The sequence below is a fragment of the Clavibacter sp. CT19 genome (genome assembly GCF_027858075.1).
GTDB classification, from domain to species: Bacteria; Actinomycetota; Actinomycetes; order Actinomycetales; family Microbacteriaceae; genus Clavibacter; species Clavibacter tessellarius_A.
This window is the reverse complement of sequence record NZ_JAQHYR010000007.1, coordinates 118,366-140,359: the sequence shown is the minus strand read 5'-3', so window position 1 is coordinate 140,359 and position 21,994 is coordinate 118,366. Positions and strand designations below refer to the sequence as shown.

The 21,994-nt window shown below is 73.6% G+C and carries 20 protein-coding genes; 8 read left to right on the top strand and 12 right to left on the bottom strand.

From position 1 onward, the window contains the following. Positions 1-42: 42 nt before the first annotated feature. Complete coding sequence (locus PED38_RS10130) at positions 43-1,020, top strand: DNA-3-methyladenine glycosylase family protein (RefSeq protein ID WP_270981090.1); 978 nt, start codon at positions 43-45, stop codon at positions 1,018-1,020. 12 nt (positions 1,021-1,032) lie between these two features. Here the strand turns inward: PED38_RS10130 and PED38_RS10125 are convergent, their stop codons facing one another. Further along, complete coding sequence (locus PED38_RS10125; protein WP_063070586.1) at positions 1,033-1,233, bottom strand: hypothetical protein; 201 nt, start codon at positions 1,231-1,233, stop codon at positions 1,033-1,035. 121 nt (positions 1,234-1,354) lie between these two features. Further along, the gene (gene ku, locus PED38_RS10120) at positions 1,355-2,425 is read right to left on the bottom strand and encodes a non-homologous end joining protein Ku (protein WP_270981089.1); all 1,071 of its coding nucleotides are present in this window, start codon (positions 2,423-2,425) and stop codon (positions 1,355-1,357) included. 36 nt (positions 2,426-2,461) lie between these two features. Here ku and PED38_RS10115 point away from each other — a divergent pair, with 36 nt between their 5' ends. From PED38_RS10115 to PED38_RS10100, 4 genes are all read left to right on the top strand, one after another. Next, entirely contained in the window at positions 2,462-4,969 is a 2,508-nt protein-coding gene (locus PED38_RS10115) for an ATP-dependent DNA ligase (protein ID WP_270981088.1), read from the top strand. A gap of 97 nt (positions 4,970-5,066) precedes the next feature. Continuing rightward, positions 5,067-5,945: a fumarylacetoacetate hydrolase family protein gene (locus PED38_RS10110; protein ID WP_063070589.1), complete on the top strand. Its 879-nt coding sequence runs from the start codon at positions 5,067-5,069 to the stop codon at positions 5,943-5,945. A gap of 43 nt (positions 5,946-5,988) precedes the next feature. Further along, the gene (locus PED38_RS10105) at positions 5,989-6,126 is read left to right on the top strand and encodes a hypothetical protein (protein WP_165771393.1); all 138 of its coding nucleotides are present in this window, start codon (positions 5,989-5,991) and stop codon (positions 6,124-6,126) included. A gap of 42 nt (positions 6,127-6,168) precedes the next feature. Continuing rightward, positions 6,169-7,224, top strand: coding sequence for a hypothetical protein (locus PED38_RS10100; protein ID WP_063070590.1), 1,056 nt, complete (start codon positions 6,169-6,171; stop codon positions 7,222-7,224). An 87-nt stretch (positions 7,225-7,311) separates the two neighbouring features. On the opposite strand, the gene PED38_RS10095 is transcribed toward PED38_RS10100, so the two are convergent. Further along, complete coding sequence (locus PED38_RS10095; RefSeq protein ID WP_063070591.1) at positions 7,312-7,590, bottom strand: zinc-ribbon domain-containing protein; 279 nt, start codon at positions 7,588-7,590, stop codon at positions 7,312-7,314. A gap of 120 nt (positions 7,591-7,710) precedes the next feature. Next, on the bottom strand, positions 7,711-9,228 hold the full coding sequence (locus tag PED38_RS10090) for an aspartate ammonia-lyase (RefSeq protein ID WP_063070592.1): 1,518 nt from the start codon (positions 9,226-9,228) through the stop codon (positions 7,711-7,713). Positions 9,229-9,332: 104 nt separating this feature from the next. Here PED38_RS10090 and PED38_RS10085 point away from each other — a divergent pair, with 104 nt between their 5' ends. Continuing rightward, the gene (locus PED38_RS10085) at positions 9,333-10,184 is read left to right on the top strand and encodes a DUF429 domain-containing protein (RefSeq protein ID WP_063070593.1); all 852 of its coding nucleotides are present in this window, start codon (positions 9,333-9,335) and stop codon (positions 10,182-10,184) included. A gap of 56 nt (positions 10,185-10,240) precedes the next feature. Here the strand turns inward: PED38_RS10085 and PED38_RS10080 are convergent, their stop codons facing one another. Next, the gene (locus tag PED38_RS10080; protein WP_063070594.1) at positions 10,241-10,987 is read right to left on the bottom strand and encodes a polyprenol monophosphomannose synthase; all 747 of its coding nucleotides are present in this window, start codon (positions 10,985-10,987) and stop codon (positions 10,241-10,243) included. Between the two features lie 198 nt (positions 10,988-11,185). Here PED38_RS10080 and PED38_RS10075 point away from each other — a divergent pair, with 198 nt between their 5' ends. Then, the gene (locus tag PED38_RS10075) at positions 11,186-11,719 is read left to right on the top strand and encodes a GtrA family protein (protein WP_270981084.1); all 534 of its coding nucleotides are present in this window, start codon (positions 11,186-11,188) and stop codon (positions 11,717-11,719) included. A gap of 12 nt (positions 11,720-11,731) precedes the next feature. On the opposite strand, the gene PED38_RS10070 is transcribed toward PED38_RS10075, so the two are convergent. The 6 genes from PED38_RS10070 to PED38_RS10045 form a co-directional block, all read right to left on the bottom strand. After that, entirely contained in the window at positions 11,732-13,009 is a 1,278-nt protein-coding gene (locus tag PED38_RS10070; RefSeq protein WP_270981083.1) for an Nramp family divalent metal transporter, read from the bottom strand. Between the two features lie 96 nt (positions 13,010-13,105). Then, positions 13,106-14,581, bottom strand: coding sequence for an NCS2 family permease (locus PED38_RS10065; protein WP_063070597.1), 1,476 nt, complete (start codon positions 14,579-14,581; stop codon positions 13,106-13,108). A 123-nt stretch (positions 14,582-14,704) separates the two neighbouring features. Then, positions 14,705-14,956: a hypothetical protein gene (locus tag PED38_RS10060; RefSeq protein ID WP_012298545.1), complete on the bottom strand. Its 252-nt coding sequence runs from the start codon at positions 14,954-14,956 to the stop codon at positions 14,705-14,707. Next, positions 14,953-16,134, bottom strand: coding sequence for an inorganic phosphate transporter (locus PED38_RS10055; RefSeq protein WP_063070598.1), 1,182 nt, complete (start codon positions 16,132-16,134; stop codon positions 14,953-14,955). Before PED38_RS10055 ends, PED38_RS10060 begins: the two co-directional genes overlap by 4 nt. Positions 16,135-16,249: 115 nt before the next feature. Next, positions 16,250-17,980: a carboxylesterase/lipase family protein gene (locus tag PED38_RS10050; RefSeq protein ID WP_270981079.1), complete on the bottom strand. Its 1,731-nt coding sequence runs from the start codon at positions 17,978-17,980 to the stop codon at positions 16,250-16,252. 22 nt (positions 17,981-18,002) lie between these two features. Continuing rightward, complete coding sequence (locus PED38_RS10045) at positions 18,003-19,586, bottom strand: CYTH and CHAD domain-containing protein (RefSeq protein ID WP_270981077.1); 1,584 nt, start codon at positions 19,584-19,586, stop codon at positions 18,003-18,005. 90 nt (positions 19,587-19,676) lie between these two features. Between PED38_RS10045 and PED38_RS10040 the strand changes: the two genes are divergently transcribed. Continuing rightward, positions 19,677-20,939 carry a YihY/virulence factor BrkB family protein gene (locus PED38_RS10040; protein ID WP_270981076.1) on the top strand — a complete coding sequence of 421 codons (1,263 nt, stop codon included), beginning with the start codon at positions 19,677-19,679 and terminating at the stop codon, positions 20,937-20,939. Here the strand turns inward: PED38_RS10040 and PED38_RS10035 are convergent. After that, positions 20,887-21,903, bottom strand: a complete 1,017-nt coding sequence (locus PED38_RS10035; protein ID WP_270981075.1) for an NADP-dependent oxidoreductase — start codon at positions 21,901-21,903, stop codon at positions 20,887-20,889. The two genes, PED38_RS10040 and PED38_RS10035, sit on opposite strands and share 53 nt — an antisense overlap. Positions 21,904-21,994: the final 91 nt, after the last annotated feature.

The following is a 21,994-nucleotide window of genomic DNA, read 5'->3' as shown; positions in this document are numbered from 1 at the left end:
CGCGCGCCGGCCGCGGTCGGCGGCGTCGGGCAGGCTGGGCGCATGGACTCCCCCGGCGCCGCCGCGCCCGCCGCCAGCCGCGGACCGGTCGCGCCGGCGCACGTCGCCCGCACGACGATCGCCGTGCCCGCGCCCTTCGACGGTGGCGGCGTGATCCGCTTCCTCTCCTGGCACGCCGTCGCGGGCGCCGAGGAGGGCGACGACACGTCGTTCACGCAGTCGGCCCGGCTCGCGCACGGCTCGGGGACGGTGACGGTGCGGCTGCTCGACGCCGAGCCGCGCGACGACGCGACCGACGCGACCACCCGCCTGGACGTGACCACCCGCGTCGAGCATCCGGCCGACGCCGCCGAGCTCCTTGCCGGAACGCGCCGCCTCCTCGGCCTCGACGTGGACTCCGCACGCATCGACGCCGACCTCGCCCGCGACCCGGCGCTCGCCGCGGCCGTCCGCGCGACGCCCGGCCTCCGCATCCCCGGCACGCTGGATCCGCGCTCCACCCTGTTCCGCACCATCGTCGGCCAGCAGATCTCCGTCGCCAGCGCCCGCGCCACCCACGGCCGCATGACGGCGGACCTCGGCGAGGACCTGCCCGCGTCGGTGGCGCACGGATCCGTCACGCGCCTCATGCCGTCGGCCGCCCGCATCGCGCGCGACGGCGCGGAGCTCCTGCGCGGACCCGCGCGGCGCACGGCGACGCTGATCCGACTCGCCGAGGCCCTCGAGACGGGAGAGCTGGTGATCGCGCACGGCATGCCGCGCGCCGAGCTCCGGGCCGCCCTCGTCGCGTTCCATGGCGTGGGCCCCTGGACCGCCGACTACGTCGCGATGCGCGCGCTCGGCTCCCCCGACGTGCTCCTGTCGGGCGACCTCATCGTCCGCCGCGGCGCGGCCGCCCTCGGCCTGCCCGACGAGGCACGCGCCCTCGACGCGCGCGCGGCCGCGTGGTCGCCGTGGCGCTCCTACGCGACCCTGCACCTCTGGCGCGTCATGACCGACGGGATGCCGGCGGCGGGCTGATCGCCCGATCCGTCAGCGTGCGCGACGGCGGCCCGACGCCCCCAGCCCGCCGATGACGACGAGGAGCACGAGGGCCATCGCGATGACGCTCCCGATCGCGACGACGGATGCGCCGCCAGCCGCCAGACCTGCGGCGAGCGCTCCGAGCGACGCGACCAGCGCCCCCAGGAGCACGATGAGGATCGTTCGGGATGCGCTCTTCGCGTCGGACATGCGGCTCCTCGTGGCGTCGTCGCCGCGTGCGGGGCAGCGGTCGCCTCCACCGTATGCCCGGCAGTGCCCGGCCGCTCCCCGGTCGCTCCCCGGTCGCAGGGTCCCCCACCGCGTGCTGTGCCTAGGCGCTCTTCCTCTCGGCGGACTTCCTCGGGGCGGACTTCGCCGCCTGGGACTTCCTCGGAACGGACTTCGCCGCCTGGGACTTCTTCGCGGCGGGCTCCTTGGCGGCGGGCTCCTCGGCCGCGGACTTCTTCGCGGCGGCCTGCTTCCCGCTGGATCCCTTCGCCGCCGGTTCCTTCGCGGCGGTCCCCTTCCCCGACGCCTTCGCGGCGGTCCCCTTCCCCGACGCCTTCGCCCCCGCCTTGCGCGCCGGCGCCTTCCCCCCGCCGGATCCCCCACCCCGGCTCCGCTCGATGCTCCGCTTGAGCGCGTCCATGAGGTCGAGCACCTCGCCGCCCGCGTCCTCCTCGTCGGAGTCACCCTCCCCGAAGGTCGCGTCGGTGTCGAGGGAGTCGCCCTGCGCGAGCTTCGCGTCGATGAGCACGCGCAGCTGCTCCTGGTACTCGTCGCTGAACCTCGACGGGTCGAAGTCCTCCGCGAACCCCTCCACGAGCTGCGCCGACATCTTGAGCTCCCGCGGCGAGACCTTGGGCGCGGCGTCGAGCGACGGGAAGTCGGCCTCGCGCACCTCGTCGTCCCAGAGCAGCGTCTGCAGCATGAGCACGTCGCCGCGCACCCGCAGCGCCGCGAGCCGGGTGCGCTGGCGGAGGGTCACGTGCACGATCGCCGTGCGGTCCGTCTCCTGCAGCGTTCGGCGCAGGAGCGCGTACGACTTCGGACTCGACGAATCCGGCTCCAGGAAGTAGCTGCGGTCGAGCATCACCGGGTCCACCTGGTCGCTCGGCACGAACTCGACGACGTCGATCTCCCTGCTCTTCTCCTCGGGCAGCGCGGAGAGGTCCTCCTCCGTGATCACGACCGTGCGGTCGCCGTCGTCGAAGGCCTTGTCGATGTGGGCGTAGTCGACGACCTTGCCGCACACCTCGCAGCGGCGCTGGTAGCGGATCCGCCCGCCGTCGGCGTCGTGCACCTGGTGCAGCGGGACGTCGTGGTCCTGCGTCGCGCTGTAGACCTTCACGGGCACGTTGACGAGGCCGAAGGTGACGGCGCCCTTCCAGATGGCTCTCATGGGTCGAGTGAACACCCGCGGGGCCATGCTGGAGCGATGGCGGGCGCGAAGCAGCAGGTGGAGGTCGAGGGGCGGCGGATCACGCTGTCGAACCTCGACAAGGTGCTGTACCCCGCGACGGGCACGACCAAGGGCGACGTGATCGCGTACTACGCCGCCATCGCGCCGCACATGCTCCCGCACCTCCGCGACCGGCCCGTGACCCGCAAGCGCTGGGTCGACGGCGTCGGCACCGACGAGCACCCGGGGAAGATGTTCTTCCAGAAGGACCTCGACGCGCACACGCCCGAGTGGGTGCTGCGGCGGGCGATCCAGCACCGCGACCACCAGAACGACTACCCGCTGGCGAACGACGTGGCGACCCTCACCTGGCTCGGCCAGATCGCCGCGCTCGAGCTGCACGTGCCCCAGTGGCGGTTCGGCCGGACGGGCGACGAGCGTCGGCCCGACCGGCTCGTGCTCGACCTCGACCCGGGTCCGGGCGCCGGCCTCCCCGAGTGCGTGGAGGTCGCGAAGGCGGCCCGCGCGATCCTCCGCGACATGGGCCTCGAGCCCCACCCGGTGACGAGCGGATCCAAGGGCATCCACCTCTACGCCGCGCTCGACGGCAGCCACGACGCCTCTCACGTCTCCGAGGTCGCGCACGAGCTCGCCCGCGCGCTCGAGGCCGACCACCCGGATCTCGTCGTCAGCGACATGAAGAAGGCGCTGCGGACCGGCAAGGTGCTCGTCGACTGGAGCCAGAACAACCCCGCCAAGACGACGATCGCGCCGTACTCGCTGCGGGGGCGCTCCCGGCCGACCGTCGCGGTGCCGCGCACCTGGCGGGAGCTCGCGTCGCCCGGCCTGCGGCACCTGGAGATGGACGAGGTGATCGCGCGGATGCGGAGGCGCCGGGATCCGCTCGCCCCCGTCGAGGAGGGCCACCGCGAGAGCCTGGAGCCGACGCCCGAGCGGCTCGCGTCCTTCGCGCGGAAGGAGCCCGACGCCGCCGACGACCGGCTCGCGACGTACCGCGCCAAGCGCGATGCCGCCAAGACGAGCGAGCCCGTCCCCGCCGACGCGCCCGCGCCATCCGAGGGCCGCTCCTTCGTGATCCAGGAGCACCACGCCCGCGCGCTGCACTGGGACTTCCGGCTGGAGCACGACGGCGTGCTGGTGAGCTGGGCCCTCCCCAAGGGCGTGCCCACGGAGCACGGCACGAACCACCTGGCGGTGCAGACCGAGGACCACCCCGTCGAGTACGGGTCCTTCGAGGGCACCATCCCCGCGGGCGAGTACGGCGGCGGCGAGGTGACCATCTGGGACGCGGGCACCTACGAGCTGGAGAAGTGGCGCGACGGCAAGGAGGTCATCGCGACGCTGCACGGCCGGGGCGCGGGCACCGGCATCGACGGGCCGCGGCGGTACGCGCTCATCCACACGGGCGGGCACGGCAAGGCCGACGCGAACTGGCTGATCCACCTGATGGAGCCCGCCGGCGCGCCCGCGAAGACGCCCGGGAAGCAGGCGCGGGCCGCGGGGCTCGAGAAGGCGGCGGGCCGCACGCGCGTCGGCGCGCGACGGAAGGGGGGCACCGCGTCCGCCCCCGCGCCCATGCTCGCGACCGCGGCGACCGGCGCCGGTCTCGACCCCGACGAGGAGTGGGCCGTCGAGATGAAGTGGGACGGCTACCGCGCGATCGCCGTCGTCGCGGACGGCCGCGCCACGATCACGAGCCGCAACGGCGTCGACCTCACGGCCGCCTTCCCCGAGCTCGCCGAGCTGCCCGACGCGCTCGACGTCGACGACGCGGTGCTCGACGGCGAGATCGTCGTGCTGGGCGAGGGCGGCCGCCCCGACTTCGGCCTCCTGCAGACGCGCCTCGGCCTCACGGGAGAGAAGGAGGTCGCCCGCGCCCGGAAGGCCGCGCCCGTGCACCTCATGCTGTTCGACGCGCTCGCGATCGGCGACCGCGTGCTCGTGGAGGAGCCGTACCGCGAGCGCCGCGCCGCGCTCCTCGACGCCGTGCGGTCGCCGGGTCTCGGCCGGATCCAGGTCCCGCCCGCCTTCGACGGAGACCTCGACGGAGCGCTCGCCACCAGCCGCGAGCTCGGCCTCGAGGGCGTCGTCGCCAAGCGCGTCGACGCGCCCTACGAGTCGGGCCGTCGCTCCAGCGCCTGGATCAAGGTCAAGCACCACCGGGCGCAGGAGGTCGTGGTCGGCGGCTGGCGGCCCCGATCCGGCAGCCGCGCGTCCGGCATCGGCTCGCTGCTCGTCGGCGTCCCCGGCCCCGACGGCCTGGCGTACGCGGGCCGCGTGGGCACGGGGTTCACCGAGCGGGACCTCGCCGACGCCCTCCGCCGCTTCCGCCCGCTCGCCCGGAAGACGAGCCCGTTCGCCGACGTGCCGGCCGCCGATGCCCGCGACGCGCACTGGATCACGCCGCGCCTCGTCGGCGAGGTCGAGTTCGCCGAGTGGACCTCCACCGGCCGCCTCCGCCAGGCGTCGTGGCGCGGCTGGCGGCACGACAAGTCGCCCGACGAGGTCGTCCGCGAGGACTGATCCGCGCACGGGCGGGCGCGTGCACGCGGGGTGGACCGTCCATGCACGTTATGACCGCAACCGCGCCCGTCCGCGCGCGCCCGATACGCTCGGGGTCATGAAGTTCGCCCACCTGCTCGCCGACGACGGCGTGACCCCCCGACTGGCCGCGATCGTCTCGGAGGGCCAGGCGCTCTTCCTCGATGAGGTGCTCGACGACTCCCCCCGCGACCTCCAGGACCTCATCGAGCGCGGCGACGACGAGATGGCCCGCGTGCGCGCCACCGTCGAGCGCGCCGTGGCGAGCCGCACCAGCACCACGCCGGTCGACGGCCTCACGCACGCGTCCGCCGTGCTCCGCCCGCCGGCCGTCTACGCCGTGGGCCTCAACTACTCCGCGCACGCCGAGGAGCTCAACATCACGAGCGCCTCCGCCCCCACCGTCTTCGCGCTCTGGCCGAACTCGCTCGCGGGCCACGAGGGCACCACCAGCTGGCCGCGCTCGCTCAGCGAGGAGGTCGACTACGAGGTCGAGCTCGGCGTCGTCATCGGCCGCGCCGCCCGCGACGTGTCCGAGGCCGACGCGCTCGACCACGTCTTCGGCTACACGGTCGTCAACGACATCACGGCCCGCAACCTCCAGTTCTCGGAGCAGCAGTGGAGCCGCTGCAAGAGCTTCGACGGCTTCTCCCCCACGGGTCCCGTCGTCGTCACGCGCGACGAGGTGCCGGATCCGCAGGACCTCCGCATCACGACGGTCCTCGACGGCGAGACGGTGCAGGACGGCAACACCCGCGGCATGGTCCGCACGGTCGCGCGTCTCGTCTCCTACCTCTCCACCTCGTCCACACTCCAGCCGGGCACGCTCATCTCCACGGGCACCACGAGCGGCGCCGGCTACTCGCGCGACCCGCAGATCTTCCTGAAGGACGGCAGCACGGTCACCGTCTCCGTCGAGGGCGTGGGCACGCTCACGACGCACACGCGCATCCTCTGACGCGACCCGGGCGGCCGGCGGATCCGCGCGTACGCTCGATCGCATGACCGACCGCGCGCAGGACCCCATCCACGACCACTCCATCCCGGAGGACGCCGACATCTCCGCGCCCGACGCGGCGGATCCCGAGACGGACGAACTGCACGACGCCACGGGCCGCCGGGACGACGCGGACGCGTAGCCCTCCCGGCCGACGCACGCCCGCCGCGTCTAGGCTCGACGCATGATCAACCGTCTCCTCTTCCTCGCCGGCATCGGCACCGGCTACGTCCTGGGCGCACGCGCCGGGCGCACGCGCTACGAGCGCATCGCCCGCACCTCGCGGTCCGTGTGGTCGAGCGAGCCCGTGCAGCGCGGCGTCCGCCAGGCCCAGACCGTGCTCGATGAGAAGGGGCCGGTCGTCGTCGAGCGCACGGTGGAGACCGCGCGCGAGGTCGCGGACTTCGTCGGTCACGCCGTGCAGGGCGCCGCGGTCGCCGTCGGCCGCACCGCGCACACCGTGGGCGAGCGGATCGGCGCCACCACGCAGGACATCGCGGGCCGCGTCGGCAGCACCACCCAGGACATCGCGGGCCGCGTCGGCAGCACTACCCAGGACATCGCGGGCCGCGTCGGCGACACGGCCAAGGACCTCGGCACCCGCACCGCCGGCCAGACCAAGCACGTCGTCGACCGCGTCGGCCAGCAGGCCACGGAGGTCGGCCACCGCGTCGCGGAGACCGCCGAGGACGTGCGCGACCGCGTCGTCGGGGGCGCCGAGGAGGCGCGGACGCGCGTCCAGGCGACGGCGGACGACCTGCGCGAGCGTGGCGAGGAGGCCGGCCGCCGTGCCGTCTTCACGGCCGCCGAGGCGCGCGACGAGGCGCTCGCGTCGTTCGACGACGAGGACGAGACGGGTCCCGTCGTGATCCCCGCCACCGGCGCCGCCCTCGCGGGCGAGCAGGACGCGTCGGCCGACGGCGCCGAGGACGAGGCCGACGAGGACCTCGACACGCTCGGCCCGGACGACCTGGGCGAGCCCGCCGACGCCGACGAGGAGCAGCCCACCGGGGGCGCTCCTGCCCCCGTGCCCGCGCCCGCGAAGCCGAAGGCGTCCGCGTCGGCGAAGAAGACCGCGCCGAAGCCGAAGGCGTCCCCGAAGCCGTCGGACGCCCCGCACGTCCCCACCCCGGCCGACATCGCCGGATCCGTGCACCGCGAGGAGCCCGCGCACCCCGCCCCCGCGGACGACGCGACCGGCACCACCGCGGCCCGCACCACGTCCGAACCGGACGCGTAGCGCCCGCCCCGCCGACCGACCCCGCGAGCGCGGCGGACGGGTACGTCGAGGCGTGGGCGACGGGTCAGTCGCGGCGTGCGCGACGGGTCAGGACGCCGGCGGGATGATGCCCACCGCGGGTGCCGCGCCCGCCTCGACCTCGGCGAGGAACAGGTCCGCCGCCTCCCTGTCGACCGGCGACTCCCCACCGCAGTACGCGCAGCTCACGACGCGGCGGATGAGGAACGGGAACACCGGGATGAAGAAGAGGGTGAACCACCGCGCGCGCCGCACCAGCCGCTGCGCCGCCTCGTGCCTGCACAGCAGGCACACGAAGAAGAGCTGGCCGAGGATGCGCACCATGCCCCGCGTCCCGAAGATGATCATGATCGATTCCCGTCCTGTCCCGGCGCCGCGGAGAGCGGATCGCCGGTCCAGAGTAGGGGCGCCCCGCGGCGGTGCGGGCCGGTCGCCGGCTGTGGTATGCGAGCCGACGCCGGGCTCGGCTCAGTTCAGGGCTCCGCCCTCCTCGGCCGCATGGGCCGCGAGCATCTCCGGCGTGATCACGGACATCGCCGCCGTCACGGGCTCGAGCCCGGAGAGCCGGTCGGGCGCGAGGATCTTCTCCACCTGGCTCCGCGTCATCAGCCCCGCCTCCACCACGAGGTCCGGGATCGAGGCGCTCGTCATGAGCGCCGTCTTGGCGAGGCTGGAGGAGGCCGCGTAGCCGATGTACGGCGTCAGCGCCGTGACGACGCCCACCGACGACTCCACCTGCGCGGCGAGCCGCTCGGTGTTGGCCGTGATCCCGTCGATGCAGTTCACCCGCAGCGTCTTCGCCGCGTTCCGCAGCCAGCTCAGCGACTGGAGCAGCGAGTGCGCGATGACCGGCTCGAACGCGTTGAGCTGCAGCTGCCCGCCCTCGGCCGCCATGGTCACCGTCACGTCGGCGCCCGCGATGGAGAACGCGACCTGGTTGACGACCTCGGGGATCACCGGGTTGACCTTGCCGGGCATGATGCTGGATCCCGCCTGCCGCGGCGGCAGGTTGATCTCGCCCAGCCCCGCCTGCGGCCCCGACGACAGCAGCCGCAGGTCGTTGCAGATCTTGGACAGCTTGATGGCGCCGCGCTTGAGCGTGGAGGACAGGGTCATGAAGACGCCCGCGTCGCTCGTCGCCTCGATGAGGTCGCTCGCGGTGACGAGCGTGTAGCCCGTGATGGCGCTGAGGTGCCCGCGCACGGCGGCCGCGTAGTTCGGGTCCGCGGTGATGCCCGTGCCGATCGCCGTCGCCCCGAGGTTGATCTCCGAGAGCAGCGGCACCAGCTCGCCGAGCCGCGCGTGGTCCTCGCCGAGCGTGGTGGCGAAGCCGTGGAACTCCTGGCCGAGCGTCATGGGCACGGCGTCCTGCAGCTGCGTGCGCCCCACCTTCAGCACCTGCGAGAACTGGGCGCCCTTCGCGAGGAACGACCGGCGCAGCAGGTCGAGCTCGTCGAGCGTCTGCAGCAGCGAGTGGATGAGCGCGACCTTGAGCGCGGTCGGGTACGTGTCGTTCGTCGACTGGCTGCGGTTCACGTCGTCGAGCGGGTGCATGTGCTGGTAGTCGCCGAGCGCGTGGCCCGCCTTCTCGAGGGCGCGGTTCGCGATGACCTCGTTGGTGTTCATGTTGGTGCTCGTGCCGGCGCCGCCCTGGATCACGCCGACCACGAACTGGTCGTGCAGGTGCCCCGCGATGATCTCGGAGCAGACCTCGTCGATCTGCTTGGCCTTCCGCGCGTCGAGCACGCCGATCTGCACGTTGGCGCGGGCCGCCGCCTGCTTCACCTGCGCGAGCGCGATGACGAACTCCGGGTAGACGCTCAACGGCCTGAGGCTGATGGGGAAGTTCTCGAGGGCCCGGGCCGTGTGGATGCCCCAGTAGGCGTCCGCGGGGACCTCGAGGCTCCCCAGGCTGTCGGTCTCGATGCGGACGGGGTGGCCGTCCGGGTGCGGGATGCGGTCGTCGTTCGGGCTCACTGGTGTCATGGGAGGCTCCATCGTCTCGTCGCTCGTGGCAGGAGGATCCCCCGACCCTACTAGCGGCGCGCGGCCCGCCCGAGGGCGCCCGGGCACGCGGATAGGCTCGGCGGATGCGCCGCTTCCTCGGGATCGACCTCGCCTGGGCGGAGGGCACCGCGACCCGCCAAGCGCGCGAGACGGGGCTCGCCTGCATCGACGCCTCCGGCCGGGTGCTCGACCTCGCCACCGCGCGCGGCATCGACGAGGTGGTCGCCTGGGTCGCCCGATGGGACGGACCCGGCGCGGTCGCCGCGGTCGACGGCCCGCTCGTCGTCGCCAACGCCACGGGCAGCCGCCTCGCCGAGAAGGAGGTCGCGTCGCGCTACGGCCGGTTCGGCATCTCGGCGTACCCGTCGAACAGGGGCCTGCCCGCCCAGGGCGCGGTCGCGCTCCGGCGGCGGCTGGAGGACGCGGGCTGGGAGTACGACGACGGCTCCCCCGCCGATCGCGACGTCGACGCCCGCACGATGCTCGAGTGCTACCCGTACACGACGCTCGTCGGCGCCCCCGAGCTCGGCTTCGACGGGATGAAGCCGCGGTACAAGCGCCTCGCGCCGCTGCTCGCCACCGCCGAGCGCCGGCCCGCCCGCGCCGCCGAGTTCCGCGTCGTGCTCGACCGCGTCGCGGGGCTGGCGCAGGCGGATCCGCCCCTCGACGTGACGACGCACCCCGGCTCCGCGGCGCTCGTCGCTGACGGCCCGGCGCTCGTCGAGCGGCAGCACAAGCACCTCGAGGACCTGCTCGACGGGCTGATCTGCGCGTGGACCGCCGCGTACTGGGCACGGTACGGCACGACCCGCTCGCAGGTGCTCGGCGCGACCGACCCGGTGGTCGACGAGCTCGGGCGGCGCGGCACCATCATCGCGCCGGCACGGCCGCACCAGCGGGCGCCGCACGATCCGCTGCACGCGCCCGCGGTCTGAGCCGGACGGTGAGCCCGTCGGCTGGGCCCGACGGGCCGCCGGACAGCCGGTGCGGATCAGCCCCGGCGCCGCCCGAAGCGCAGCTGGAGCACGAGGAGGAGGTTCTTCACGAGCGTGTCGCTCGGGATCTTCGACTCGCCCTCGGTGCGGTCCATGAACACGATGGCCACCTCGGTCGGCTGCGTCGCCTCGCGGAGCGCGCGCTGCTTCATCTCGATCTGGAAGCCGTAGCCCGTGGTCGTGATGGTGGACGGCCGGATCCGCCGCAGCAGCCCGGTCTCGTAGAGGTTGAAGCCGCCCGTGTAGTCGGTGATGCGGGAGCCGAGGAACAGTCGCGTGTAGAGGTTGCCGCCCACGCTGAGGAAGCGGCGCTTGAGGTCCCAGTCGGGCGTCGCGCCGCCGCGGATGTAGCGCGAGGCGACCACGAGGTCGGCGCCGCCGCGGACGCGGCGCAGCATCTCGGTGATGTAGGCCGGGTCGTGCGAGAGGTCGGCGTCCATCTGGAGGATGTGGGTGGGCGGCTCGTCGGATCCGAGCAGGAGCTCGAACGCCCAGATGTACGCGGCGCCGAGGCCGGCCTTCTCCGCGCGGGTCTCGACGCGCACCGAGAACGTGTCGGTCTCGACGCTCGCCGCGAGGTCGCGGACGAGGGCGGCGGTGCCGTCCGGCGAGGAGTCGTCGACGATCATGGCGGTGATCGCGAAGTCGCGGTTCTCCGCCGCCATGGCCGCGAGCCGGGGCAGCAGCTCCCCGACGTTGCGCGCCTCCTCGTAGGTGGGGATGACGATCGTGAGACTGCTCAAGCTGGTGGTTCCGTCTCCGAGTCGAGGGGTCGACCCGTTCTCGGGCCCCGACGAGTCTAGCCAGCCACCGCGCATCCGCCCGCGAGCCCCTGCGCGCGCCCGTTATGCGCTTGTTACACTCATCACGGCTCGGCGCCCTGACGCCGTGAGCGTCCGCCGAACCGAACGGCGACGACGCCGGATGCCGGGAGGACGCGCGTGACCAAGCTCCTCGCCGACCGCCGCGTCCGCTTCCTCATCGCCGGGCTCCTCAACACGGGGCTCGACTTCGTGCTGCTCAACTGCCTCATCCTCTTCGCCGGCATGCCCGTCCTCGCGGCGAACCTCGTGTCGGTCACGGTCGGCATCACCATCTCCTACTTCCTCAACCACTTCTTCGTGTTCCGCCACGGCGAGCCCGTCACGCTGGGGCGCTTCCTGCGGTTCCTCGCCATCACGGGGTTCAGCTCGCTGCTGCTGCAGAGCGGCGTCATCTGGCTGTTCGAGCAGGGCTTCGACACGACCTTCGGCCGGTCGCTCCTCACGTTCGGGACGATCGCGGAGATGGAGTTCCTCGAGGTCAACGTGGCCAAGGCCACGGCCGTGCTCATCGGCCTGGTGTGGAACTTCACGCTGTACCGGCTCGTCGTCTTCAAGACGTCGGCGACGGACGGCCACGACGCCGCCGGCCCCGCGGGCGCACCCGCCGTCGGAGGCGCCCCCGCGGTCCGCGCCGGCGCCTCCGCCGACTGAGCCGCCTCCCGGCTAGAGCAGCTTCCCGACCTCGGTCACGAGCTGCTGCACGCCGAGCACCACGAACAGGAGCGCGGAGACGCCCATCACCGTGTTGCTGAGCGGACGGTTCCGCCACGCCCGCGGGGTGCGGTCGGTGTTGAGGAGCACGAGCAGGGTGATCGCGAGGAACGGCATGAACAGCGCGCCCAGCACGCCGTACGCGATGATCAACCCGATCGGCTGGTCGAGGAACAGCAGGCCGATGGGCGGGATCGTGAGCCACACGATGAACCCCCGGTAGTAGCTGCCGCCGAGGCGACGGCGCGGGTCGTCGACGTCGAGGCCGCGGACGTTCCCGAGGAAGTCCGCGAACATGAGCGAGACGCCGTTCCACACGCCGAGGATCGACGAGAACGACGTGGCGAAGAACCCGAGCAAGAAGAACCACGTCATGAAGGCGCCGTACCGCTCCCCCAGCACGTCGGCGAGCTGCACGAGCCCGCCCTCGCCGTCGGCCAGCGCGATGTCGGCCGAGTGGAGCAGCTCCGCGCCCACCACGAGCATGGAGAGCACGAAGACGCCGCTCATCACGTAGGCGACGGAGTTGTCGATGCGCATGACCTTCATCCAGCCGGGCGCGACCCAGCCCTTCTCGCGCAGCCAGTAGCCGTAGGCGGCGAGGGTGATGGTGCCGCCGACGCCGCCCGCGATGCTGAGCGCGACGACGAGGCCGCCCTCGGGGATCGTGGGGACGAGGCCGGTGAGGAGCGCCGGCACGTTCGGCAGCGTGACGATCGCGGCGCCCACGACGGTCACGAACATCAGCCCGACGAACACCGCGATGATCCTCTCGAACGCGGAGTAGCGGCCGAACCAGACGACCACCGCGCCGACGAGGCCGCACGCGATCGCGAACACCTTGAGGTCGACGCCGGGGAACAGCGCGGCCAGCGGGAGCGCGGAGGAGCTCATGGCCGCGGCGCCGTACACGAGGCCCCAGATGAGGATGTACGGCCCGAAGTACCACGTGGTCCAGCGGCCGACGCTGCGCCAGCCCTCGAAGATCGTGCGGCCCGTCGCGAGCGAGTACCGGCCGGCGCCCTCCACGAGGAAGATCTTGATGATGACGCCGAGGACCGCGGCCCAGAGCAGGGCGTAGCCGAAGCGGGACCCGGCCACGAGCGTCGCGACGAGGTCGCCCGCCCCGATGCCGGTGGCCGCGACCACGAGGCCGGGTCCGACGATGCGCCAGCGCTTCGCGGACTCCTGGGGTTCGCGGACGTCGCCGCGGGTGTCGAGGTCGGTCATGTGCGGGCTCCCGTGCGTCGTCGAAAGGGGGTCCCGTCCCACCTTACGCACGGCTGGGCGCGTCGCGACGGCGGGGGCCGCCGCGACGGGCCCGGATCAGACGCCCAGCAGCTGCTCGATCGGCCCGCGCGCGAAGAAGACCAGGAAGCCCGCGGAGACGACCCAGAGCAGCGGGGACACCTCGCGCGCGCGGCCCGAGAACGACCGCACCAGCACCCAGGAGAGGAAGCCGACGCCGATGCCGTTGGCGATCGAGTACGTGAGCGGCATGACCAGCACCGTGAGAAACACGGGCAGCGCCACCGAGAAGTCGGTCCAGGAGATGTCGCGGATCTGCGACGCCATGAGCGTGCCCACGATCACCAGCGCGGCGGCGGCGACCTCGAGCGGCACGACCTGCGTGAGCGGCGTGAAGAACATCGCGAGGAGGAACAGCACGCCCGTGACCATCGACGCGAGGCCCGTGCGGGCGCCCTCGCCGATGCCGGAGGCCGACTCGATGAAGACCGTGTTCGACGAGCTCGACGTGGCGCCGCCCGCGACCGCGCCGAAGCCCTCGACGACCAGCGCGCCCTTGAGGCGGGGGAAGTCGCCGCGCTCGTCGGAGAGGTCGGCCGCCTTGGCGAGGCCGGTCATGGTGCCCATCGCGTCGAAGAAGTTCGTGAAGACCAGGGTGAAGACGAGCATCAGGCTCGAGATGATCCCGATGCGGCCGAAGGCGCCGAAGTCGAAGGCGCCCACGAGGCCGAGGTCGGGCAGCGACACGGGCGCGCCCGGCAGCACGGGCGCGTTGAGGTTCCACCCCGTGGCGCCCGAGGTGTTCGACGGGCCGATGTGGAAGACCTGCTCCACGACGATCGCGATCAGCGTGGTCGCGACGATGCCGATGAGGAGCGCGCCCGGCACCCGGCGGGCCATGAGCACGCCCATGATCACGAGGCCGACGATGAACACGACCGTGGGCAGCGACGCGATGGAGCCGTCGATCCCGAGCGCGAGCGGCGAGGCCGGCACACCCGTGCCGCGCACGAAGCCGGAGTCGACGAAGCCGATGAACGCGATGAACAGGCCGATGCCCACGGTGATGGCGGTCTTGAGCTCGCGCGGGACGGCCCGGAAGATCATCGTGCGGAGGCCCGTGGTGGCGAGCAGCACGATCACGAGGCCGTTGATGACGACCAGCCCCATCGCCTCCGACCAGGTGACCTGGCCGACCACGCTGACCGCGAGGAACGAGTTGATGCCGAGTCCCGCGGCGAACGCGAACGGCAGGCGCGCGACGAGTCCGAAGAGGATGGTCATGACGCCCGCGGTGAGGGCCGTCGCGGCGCCCACCTGCGTGGCGCGGAGCCAGTTCCCCTCGACGTCGAGCGTGGCCGCGTCCGCGCTGAAGCCGCCGAGGATCAGCGGGTTGAGCACCACGATGTACGCCATCGTCACGAAGGTGAGGACGCCGCCGCGCACCTCGCGGGCGTAGGTCGAGCCCCGCTTCGTGATCTCGAAGAACCGGTCGAGCGCACCGCGCGCTCCGGAGGTGTCGGGGGCGGGGGACGACGTGCGCGCTTCGGTCATGGCTTCTTCCGCGAGGGGTCGGGTCGGGCGACGGGGAGAGGAGAGGAGCCGACGACCTTGTCGGACGGGATCGAGCCTAGGGGCGGGCGCGCGGACGGGACCAGCCCGGATGCGCGCCGCCGGTCAGGAGTGCAGGGCCGGGATGATGAGGTACACGCCGTAGAGCACGGCCAGGCCGCTCAGCGCGAAGCAGACGTAGCCGCCCACGGTCGCGGCCTGCGGGCGGATGCCGGTGACCGAGACCTTGTCGCCCTCGTCGTCGTACTCGGTGCCGACGGCGAGCAGCCGCACGCCGAGGGAGAAGAGGCACACCACCGCGACGGCGCCCACGAGGGCCGCCACGGCGACGACGAGGAACGCGCTCCAGTCGATCATGCGGCCTCCCTGGCCTTCCGGGCGGCCTTGGTGGCCTTGCGACCGCGCACGGCGAAGCCCGCCGCGTCGACCTCGACGATGGCGTTGCGGGCGTGCACCGCGTTCCGACGCGAACGCCAGAAGATCCAGACGATGACCGCGACGCCGACGACCGCGTCGATGACGAACCCGACCGTGCCGGTGCTCGCGACGAACGCGGCGACCGCGCCCACGATGGCGGCCGACGGCAGCGTGAGCAGCCAGCCGAGCGCGATCTTCCCGACCGTGTTCCAGCGCACGGACGCGCCGCGGCGGCCGAGGCCCGAGCCGATGACGGAGCCGGACGCGACCTGCGTGGTCGAGAGCGCGAAGCCGAGGTGGCTAGAGGCGAGGATCGTCGCGGCGGTGGAGGCCTCCGCGCTGAAGCCCTGCGCGGGCTTGACCTCGGTGAGGCCGGATCCCATCGTGCGGATGATGCGCCAGCCGCCCATGTAGGTGCCGAGCGCGATGGCTACGGCGCACACCGCGATGACCCAGAACTCGGGGCCGGAGCCCGCCGCCTGGAAGCCGCCCGCGATGAGCGTGAGCGTGATGATGCCCATCGTCTTCTGCGCGTCGTTCGTGCCGTGCGCGAGGGCGACCAGCGAGGACGTGAAGATCTGGCCGTAGCGGAAGCCGCCGCGCTCGTTCGGGCCGCTCGAGCGGCGCGTGATCGAGTAGGCGAGCTTCGTGGTCGTGTACGCGATGAGGCCCGCGATGGCCGGGGCGAGGAGCGCCGGGAGGATGACCTTCGACATCACGACGCCGAAGTCGACCGACCCGAGGCCCGCCCCCACGACGGCCGCGCCGATGAGGCCCCCGAACAGCGCGTGGCTGGAGCTCGACGGGAGGCCGCGGAGCCAGGTGACGAGGTTCCAGACGATGGCGCCCATGAGGCCCGCGAAGATCATCGTCGGCGTGATCTGCACGCCGCCGTCGCCCTCGCGGATGATGCCGCCGGAGACGGTCTTCGCCACCTCGGTGCTGAGGAACGCGCCCACGAGGTTGAGCACCGCGGCGATCGCGACCGCCACGCGGGGCTTCAGCGCGCCGGTGGCGATGGGGGTGGCCATCGCGTTGGCCGTGTCGTGGAAGCCGTTGGTGAAGTCGAAGAACAGCGCCAGGACGATGACCAGGACGACGATGAGGGTGAGATCCACTACCGGATCCCTCGAGCGGATGTCACAGTCCTCGATCCTAACGGCTTGCACACGGGCGGCCGGGACGGGCGACCGCGCGATGACGGTCGGGTGAACGTCCGGGGCCGGGCGCCGGTCAGATGTGCGGCACGAAGTCGCGCCACGCGACCCGGCGGTCGGCGTGCGGGTCGTGCTCCACGCGGTCGACGACGTCGAACACGTAGGTCGCCCGGCGGCGCGGGCCGCTGTCGCGGATGCCGCCCGGGCGGATGCGGGCGCGCACGCCGACGCCCCGGCGCGACGGGCCGCGCTCCCCCGCCGCCCCGGTGCCCGCGGTGACGTCGTCGGCCTCGGCGAGGTCGCGCAGCGCGTCCTCCTCGTCGCCCACGTACGCCGGCCACGACTCGTCGACCGTGCCGTCCTGCGCGAAGCGGAGCCAGGCGAGGCGCATGCGCTCGCCCGCCGCGACGAACGCGCGCCGGCCGCCCAGGAGGGTCATGCCGCGGCCGAGCAGGGAGTCCATCCGGTCGAAGAGGGCGAACAGCTCCAGGCCGTGGGTCGCGTCGAGGCCCATCAGGCGCACGAGTCGCGGCGCGACGTCGAAGCGGTAGAAGTGCACGGGCGCGTGGCGGGCGTGGCGCTCGGCGACCTTGATCGACGGGAACCAGAACGCGTAGTCGCCGCCGAAGTCGAGCGCGGCCCGGCGCTTCGGGAGGCCGGGGTACAGCGCGGCGAGCTCGTCGCGGTGCTCCTCGTCGGTCTTCGCGAACACGGCCTCGATGCGCGACGGCGTGGTCGCGAGGATGTCGAGCCGTCCGGTGAACAGCGAGCCCTCGCGCTCGTTGGTGCCGATGATGAGCGGCACGCGCGCGGCCCGGCCGTGCTTGAACGCGTCGAGCGGGCGCTCGGGCAGCACGTCGCCGTCGATGACCGGGCTGAACGTGATCGTGCCGGGCTCCTGGTCGGGCGTGCGGACCATGAGCTCGTTCGCGGCGGTCGCCAGCGTGGACGAGCTCGCGGTGGTGAGGAGACGGACGGCCTCCGCGTCGTCGGGCGCGCGACCGGCGCGATCGGCGAGGATCCCCACGAACTGCTCCGCCCACCGCGCGGTCTGCTCGGCGGGGTAGACGGCGTTCGTGGGCGAGCTCTGCGCGATGGCGCGGGCGAAGAGGCCGTGCGCCGACGGCGTCGCCATGAGCGTCGTGACGGCGTTGCCGCCCGCGCTCTCGCCGAAGACCGTGACGTTCGCGGGATCGCCGCCGAACGCGCGGATGTTGTCGCGCACCCACTCGAGCGCGCGCACCTGGTCGCGGAGGCCGAGGTTCGACTCGATGGGCCGCTCGGGCGTCGAGTAGCGGCTGAAGTCGAGGTAGCCGAGGGCGCCGAGCCGGTAGTTGAAGCTGACGTAGACGATGCCGCCCTGGCGCACGAGGCCCTCGCCCTGCACGGGGACCTCGCGCGAGGATCCGACGACGTAGGCGCCGCCGTGGATGAAGACCATGACGGGCCGCAACTGCGACTCCCGGTTGACGCGCGCGGCGTCGGGGCTCAGGCCGGACGGCGCGATGACGTTGATCGTGAGGCAGTCCTCGCCCATCGGCGTGCCCTGCGGCGCGCCCATGAACGCGCCCGCGCTGACCTGCGGCGCCACCCGGCCGAAGTGCTGCGCGAAGCGCGCGCCCTCCCAGCCGACGACGGGCTGCGGGGCCCGGAAGCGGAGGTCGCCGCGGGGCGGCGCCGCGTACGGGATGCCGCGCCAGGCCTCGACGCCGCGCTGGCGCACGCCGCGCACGGTGCCGCCGGTGACCGCGACGTCCAGCTCCGACGGGTCGTACGCCGGCATCGGCGGATCGGCGTCGGGGGTCACCCGACGAGCTTACGTGCCCGCCTCAGGCTCCCGGGACGGGCGTCGCGAGCAGCCGCTCGATCGCCCGCTGCGCCCGCCAGAGCGCCGACTCCGTGCGGAGGCGCTCCGCCTCGTGCAGCACGCCGAGCGCGAAGGAGCCCTCGCCGCGGGCGGCGAGGCGGCGGGCCTCGTCGCGGAGCACGCGCTGCATGGCGAGGCCGTCGCGGTGCTCGCCGAGCTCGTCGTGGACCTCCTCGGCGGCCGCGGCGAGGCGCATGGTCTTCCGGCCGAGGATCGGCGCGGTGCGGCCGCTGACCTCCTCCGCCGCGTAGCGCAGGCGCTTCGCGGCCTTGCGGACCTCGTGCAGCGCCTCCACGCGCGCGGCCTCGCCGGGCGCCTCCTGGGCGACGGCGGCGCGGCGGCCGACCCGCTCGGCGTCCCGGCGGAGGGCGGCGTGCAGGGCGGGACCGGCGGGCGCGCTCGCGTCGTGCGTGAGCGGCGGATCCGCCACGAGCCGGTCGAGGTCATCGAGCAGCGCGACGTAGCGCGCGGACGAGAGCGCCCGGATCACGCGCTCGCGGGCCCGGCGGTACCGCTCGTCGAGGACGTCGTGCAGGGCGTCGCCCACGTGGTCCGGCACCGTGTCGGCGTCGTGCTCGACCACGGACCAGACGACGCGGTCGCGCAGCACCTCCATGTCGCGGGCATCGCCGAGCACGACGCCGAGCGCCGTGAGCTCGGCGCGCAGGGGCGCGGTGGCGGCGGGGTCGATCACGTCCTGGTGGGTGCGCAGGGCGCTGCGGAGGCGGCGGACGGCGACGCGCATCCGGTGCACGGAGTCGGGCTCGTCGGCGCGCACGTGCGGGTCGGCGGCGACGAGGTCGCGGACGCCGCGGGCGAGCACGGCGCGGGCGACGTCGGACGCGGGGCTCTCCCTCGTGAGCGTCGCGGGATCCGGCAGCGCGGGACCCGCGGGCGCCGACCGGCCGAGCGCGTCGGCCCCCAGCGCCCGGGCGAGCTTCGAGGCGCTGCCCGAGGGGCGGGCCCCCGCGTCGAGGACGTGCCGCTCGATCCGATCGAGGAGCGCCGTGCGCTGCTTCCGCTTGGCGGGAGCGTCCGGCAGCAGCTCCACCTCCCACTCGTGCCAGGCCCGCACCGTGCCGCCGCGGACGTCGGATCCGGTGACCCGGTCGTCCGCGAACTCCGCGACCGCGCAGCCGTCGTCGTCGTGCAGCGTGACGGTGGTGCGCACGGTCTCGAGGCGCGCGAGCGGCGTGAGCTCCCGGCCGCGCACGTGGACGGCCACCTGGTCGAGCACGGGGCCGGGGATCGCGCCGTCGTCGTCGTCGCCCTCCGCGAGCGGCCAGCCGAGCTCGGTGCGGCCCTCTCCCCCGTCGGCCGGCAGCTTCACGTGCCAGCCGGCGTCGTGCCCGCCCTCGCGGCGGCGGAGGATCATGCGGCGGTCGGCGAGCGCGTGGTCGGCGGTGTCGAGGTAGACCGCCACGAGGGTGACCGGATCCGCGGCCCGGGCCTCGGCGACCCCCTCGATCCCCGTGAAGTCCGGGACGGGGACGCCGTCCGGCACGTCGTACTTGCGCTCGATCTCGACGGACTCCGTGTGCACCATCCCCCCTGTGTAGCGCACCCGCGTGGACGCGACCAGCCGCCGCGCGTCGAGGGCGCGGCGGAGTCCGGGCCGTGGGTCAGACTGGCAGGCATGCCCGTCCGCCCGACCGCCGCCGCCACGCGCGCCGCCGACCTCGCGCGCGGACGCGTCGCCGCGCTCGGGGTCGCCGGGCGCACGGGGCCCGACGCCGCGGCAGCCGTGCGCCCCGACGGCGACGCCGACGAGCGCGCCCTGCACCGCCGCCAGCGGATCGGCCGCGAGCTCGGCTGGTACGCCTGCCGTCGGGCGGTCTACGGCGTCATGAAGCACCGCGGCATCGACATGGCCGCGAGCCTCACCTTCTACTCCACGCTCTCGCTCGTCCCCGCCGCGGTCGCCGTGCTCAGCCTCATCGGGCTCGTGGGCGACACGCGCGCCGGGGTCGAGGGCGTGCTCGGCGTGCTCACCGCCGTGCTGGGCGGCTCCGCGGTCGACGTGATCCGCGACCCCGTCGAGCAGCTCGCCGACGGCCCCAGCTCCGGCATCGCATTCACGGTCGGCTTCCTCGGCGCGCTCTGGACCTCGGCCGCCTACGTGACGGCGTTCGGCCGCGCGATGAACCGCGTGCAGGAGACGGAGGAGGGGCGTCCGCTCGTCAAGTACCGGGCGCTGATGCTCGCGGTGACGATCGTGCTGCTGGTCGTGAGCGTCGTGATGGTCGGCATGCTGCTGCTCACCGACGAGGGCGCCCGGGCGCTCGGGCAGCACCTCGGCCTCGGCGACACGACGCTCGTGGTGTGGGCCGTGGTGAAGTGGCCGCTGCTCGTGGTGCTGCTCACGGGGATCATCGGGGTGCTGTACGCGGCCACGCCGAACCTGCGCCGCCGGCGGGTGGACCTGCTCACCTGGGGCAGCCTCGTGGCCATCGTCGCGTGGGGCCTGGGCACCGCCGGGTTCGTCGCGTACGTGACGCACGTCGCGACCTACGAGTCGACCTACGGGGTGCTCGGCGCGGTGATCGTGCTGCTGCTGTGGCTCTACATCGGGAACCTGTCGCTCGTGCTGGGCGGCGAGCTCGACGTGGAGATCATCCGCGCCCGGCAGCTGCAGGCGGGGATCCCCGCGGAGCACGCGCTGCGCCTGGCGGTGCGGGACACGACCCGGACCGAGCGCCTCGCCCGCCGCCGCGCGCTCCTCGAGGACGAGGGGCGGCGGCTGCGGGAGGCGCGCAACCCGGTGGATGCGCCCGCGGACGACGACGGGGAGCGCCGGGCGGACGCGCCGCCGACGCTCCCCGAGGACGGCACGAGGGAGGTGCGGGTCAGGAGGCGCTGGTCCGCACGACCATCTTCCCGACGTTCTCGCCGCGCATGAGGCCGGTGAAGGCCTCGAACGCGCGGTCGATGCCGTCGATCACGGTCTCGTCGGCCGTGATGCGGCCCTCGGACAGCCACGGGCCCATCTTCGCCGCGAACTCGGGCGCGAGGTCCTGGTGGTTGCCGAGGGTGAAGCCGCGGAGCGTGAGGCCGCGCGTGACGATGCGGCCCGTGTTGCGGATCGCGATCTCCTCGCCCGTGGAGTTGTAGGTCGAGATCGACCCGCAGTTGGCGACGCGGCCGCCGTCCTTGAGCGCGCCCAGCGCGGCGGAGAGGTGGTCGCCGCCGACGTTGTCGAAGTAGAGGTCGATGCCGTCGGGCGCTGCCTCGGCGAGCTTCCCCTCGAGGTCGCCGCCGTGGTAGTCGAACGCGGCGTCGAAGCCGAGCTGCGACGTGAGGCGCTCGACCTTCTCCGGCGTCCCGGCGCTGCCGACGACGCGCGAGGCGCCCAGCAGGCGGGCGATCTGGCCGACCATCGAGCCGACGGCGCCGGCCGCGCCCGAGACGAAGACGACGTCGCCTTCCTTGATGGACGCGATGCGCGTGAGGCCGACGTAGGCGGTGAGGCCCGTGAGGCCGAGCACGCCGAGGTGCGCGGAGGATGCCACGCCCGGGACCTCGGGGACGGGGCGGAAGCCGCCTGCCTGGCCCTGGGCGACGTCGCGCCAGCCGAGCATGTGGCTGACGAGCGTGCCGACGGCGAGGTCGTCGGAGCGGGACTCGACGACGCGGCCGACCGCGGATCCGGTCATGGTCTCGTCGAGCTGGAACGGCGGCACGTAGGACGGCACGTCGTTCATGCGGCCGCGCATGTAGGGGTCGACGGAGATGTACTCGTTCTCGACGCGGACCTCGCCGTCCTGCAGGTCGGGGAGGTCGACCTCGACGCGGCGGACGTCGTCGGGGGTGGGCTCACCGGTGGGGCGCTTCGCCAGCTGCCACTGGATGCTGCGTGCAGTCATGGGTCTCCTTGCGTTCTCGGGGTGCGGGCGGTCGGACGGCCGGCCCGCGGCGCTCGTGGCGCGGCCCCACCCAACCACCGCCGTCTGGGTG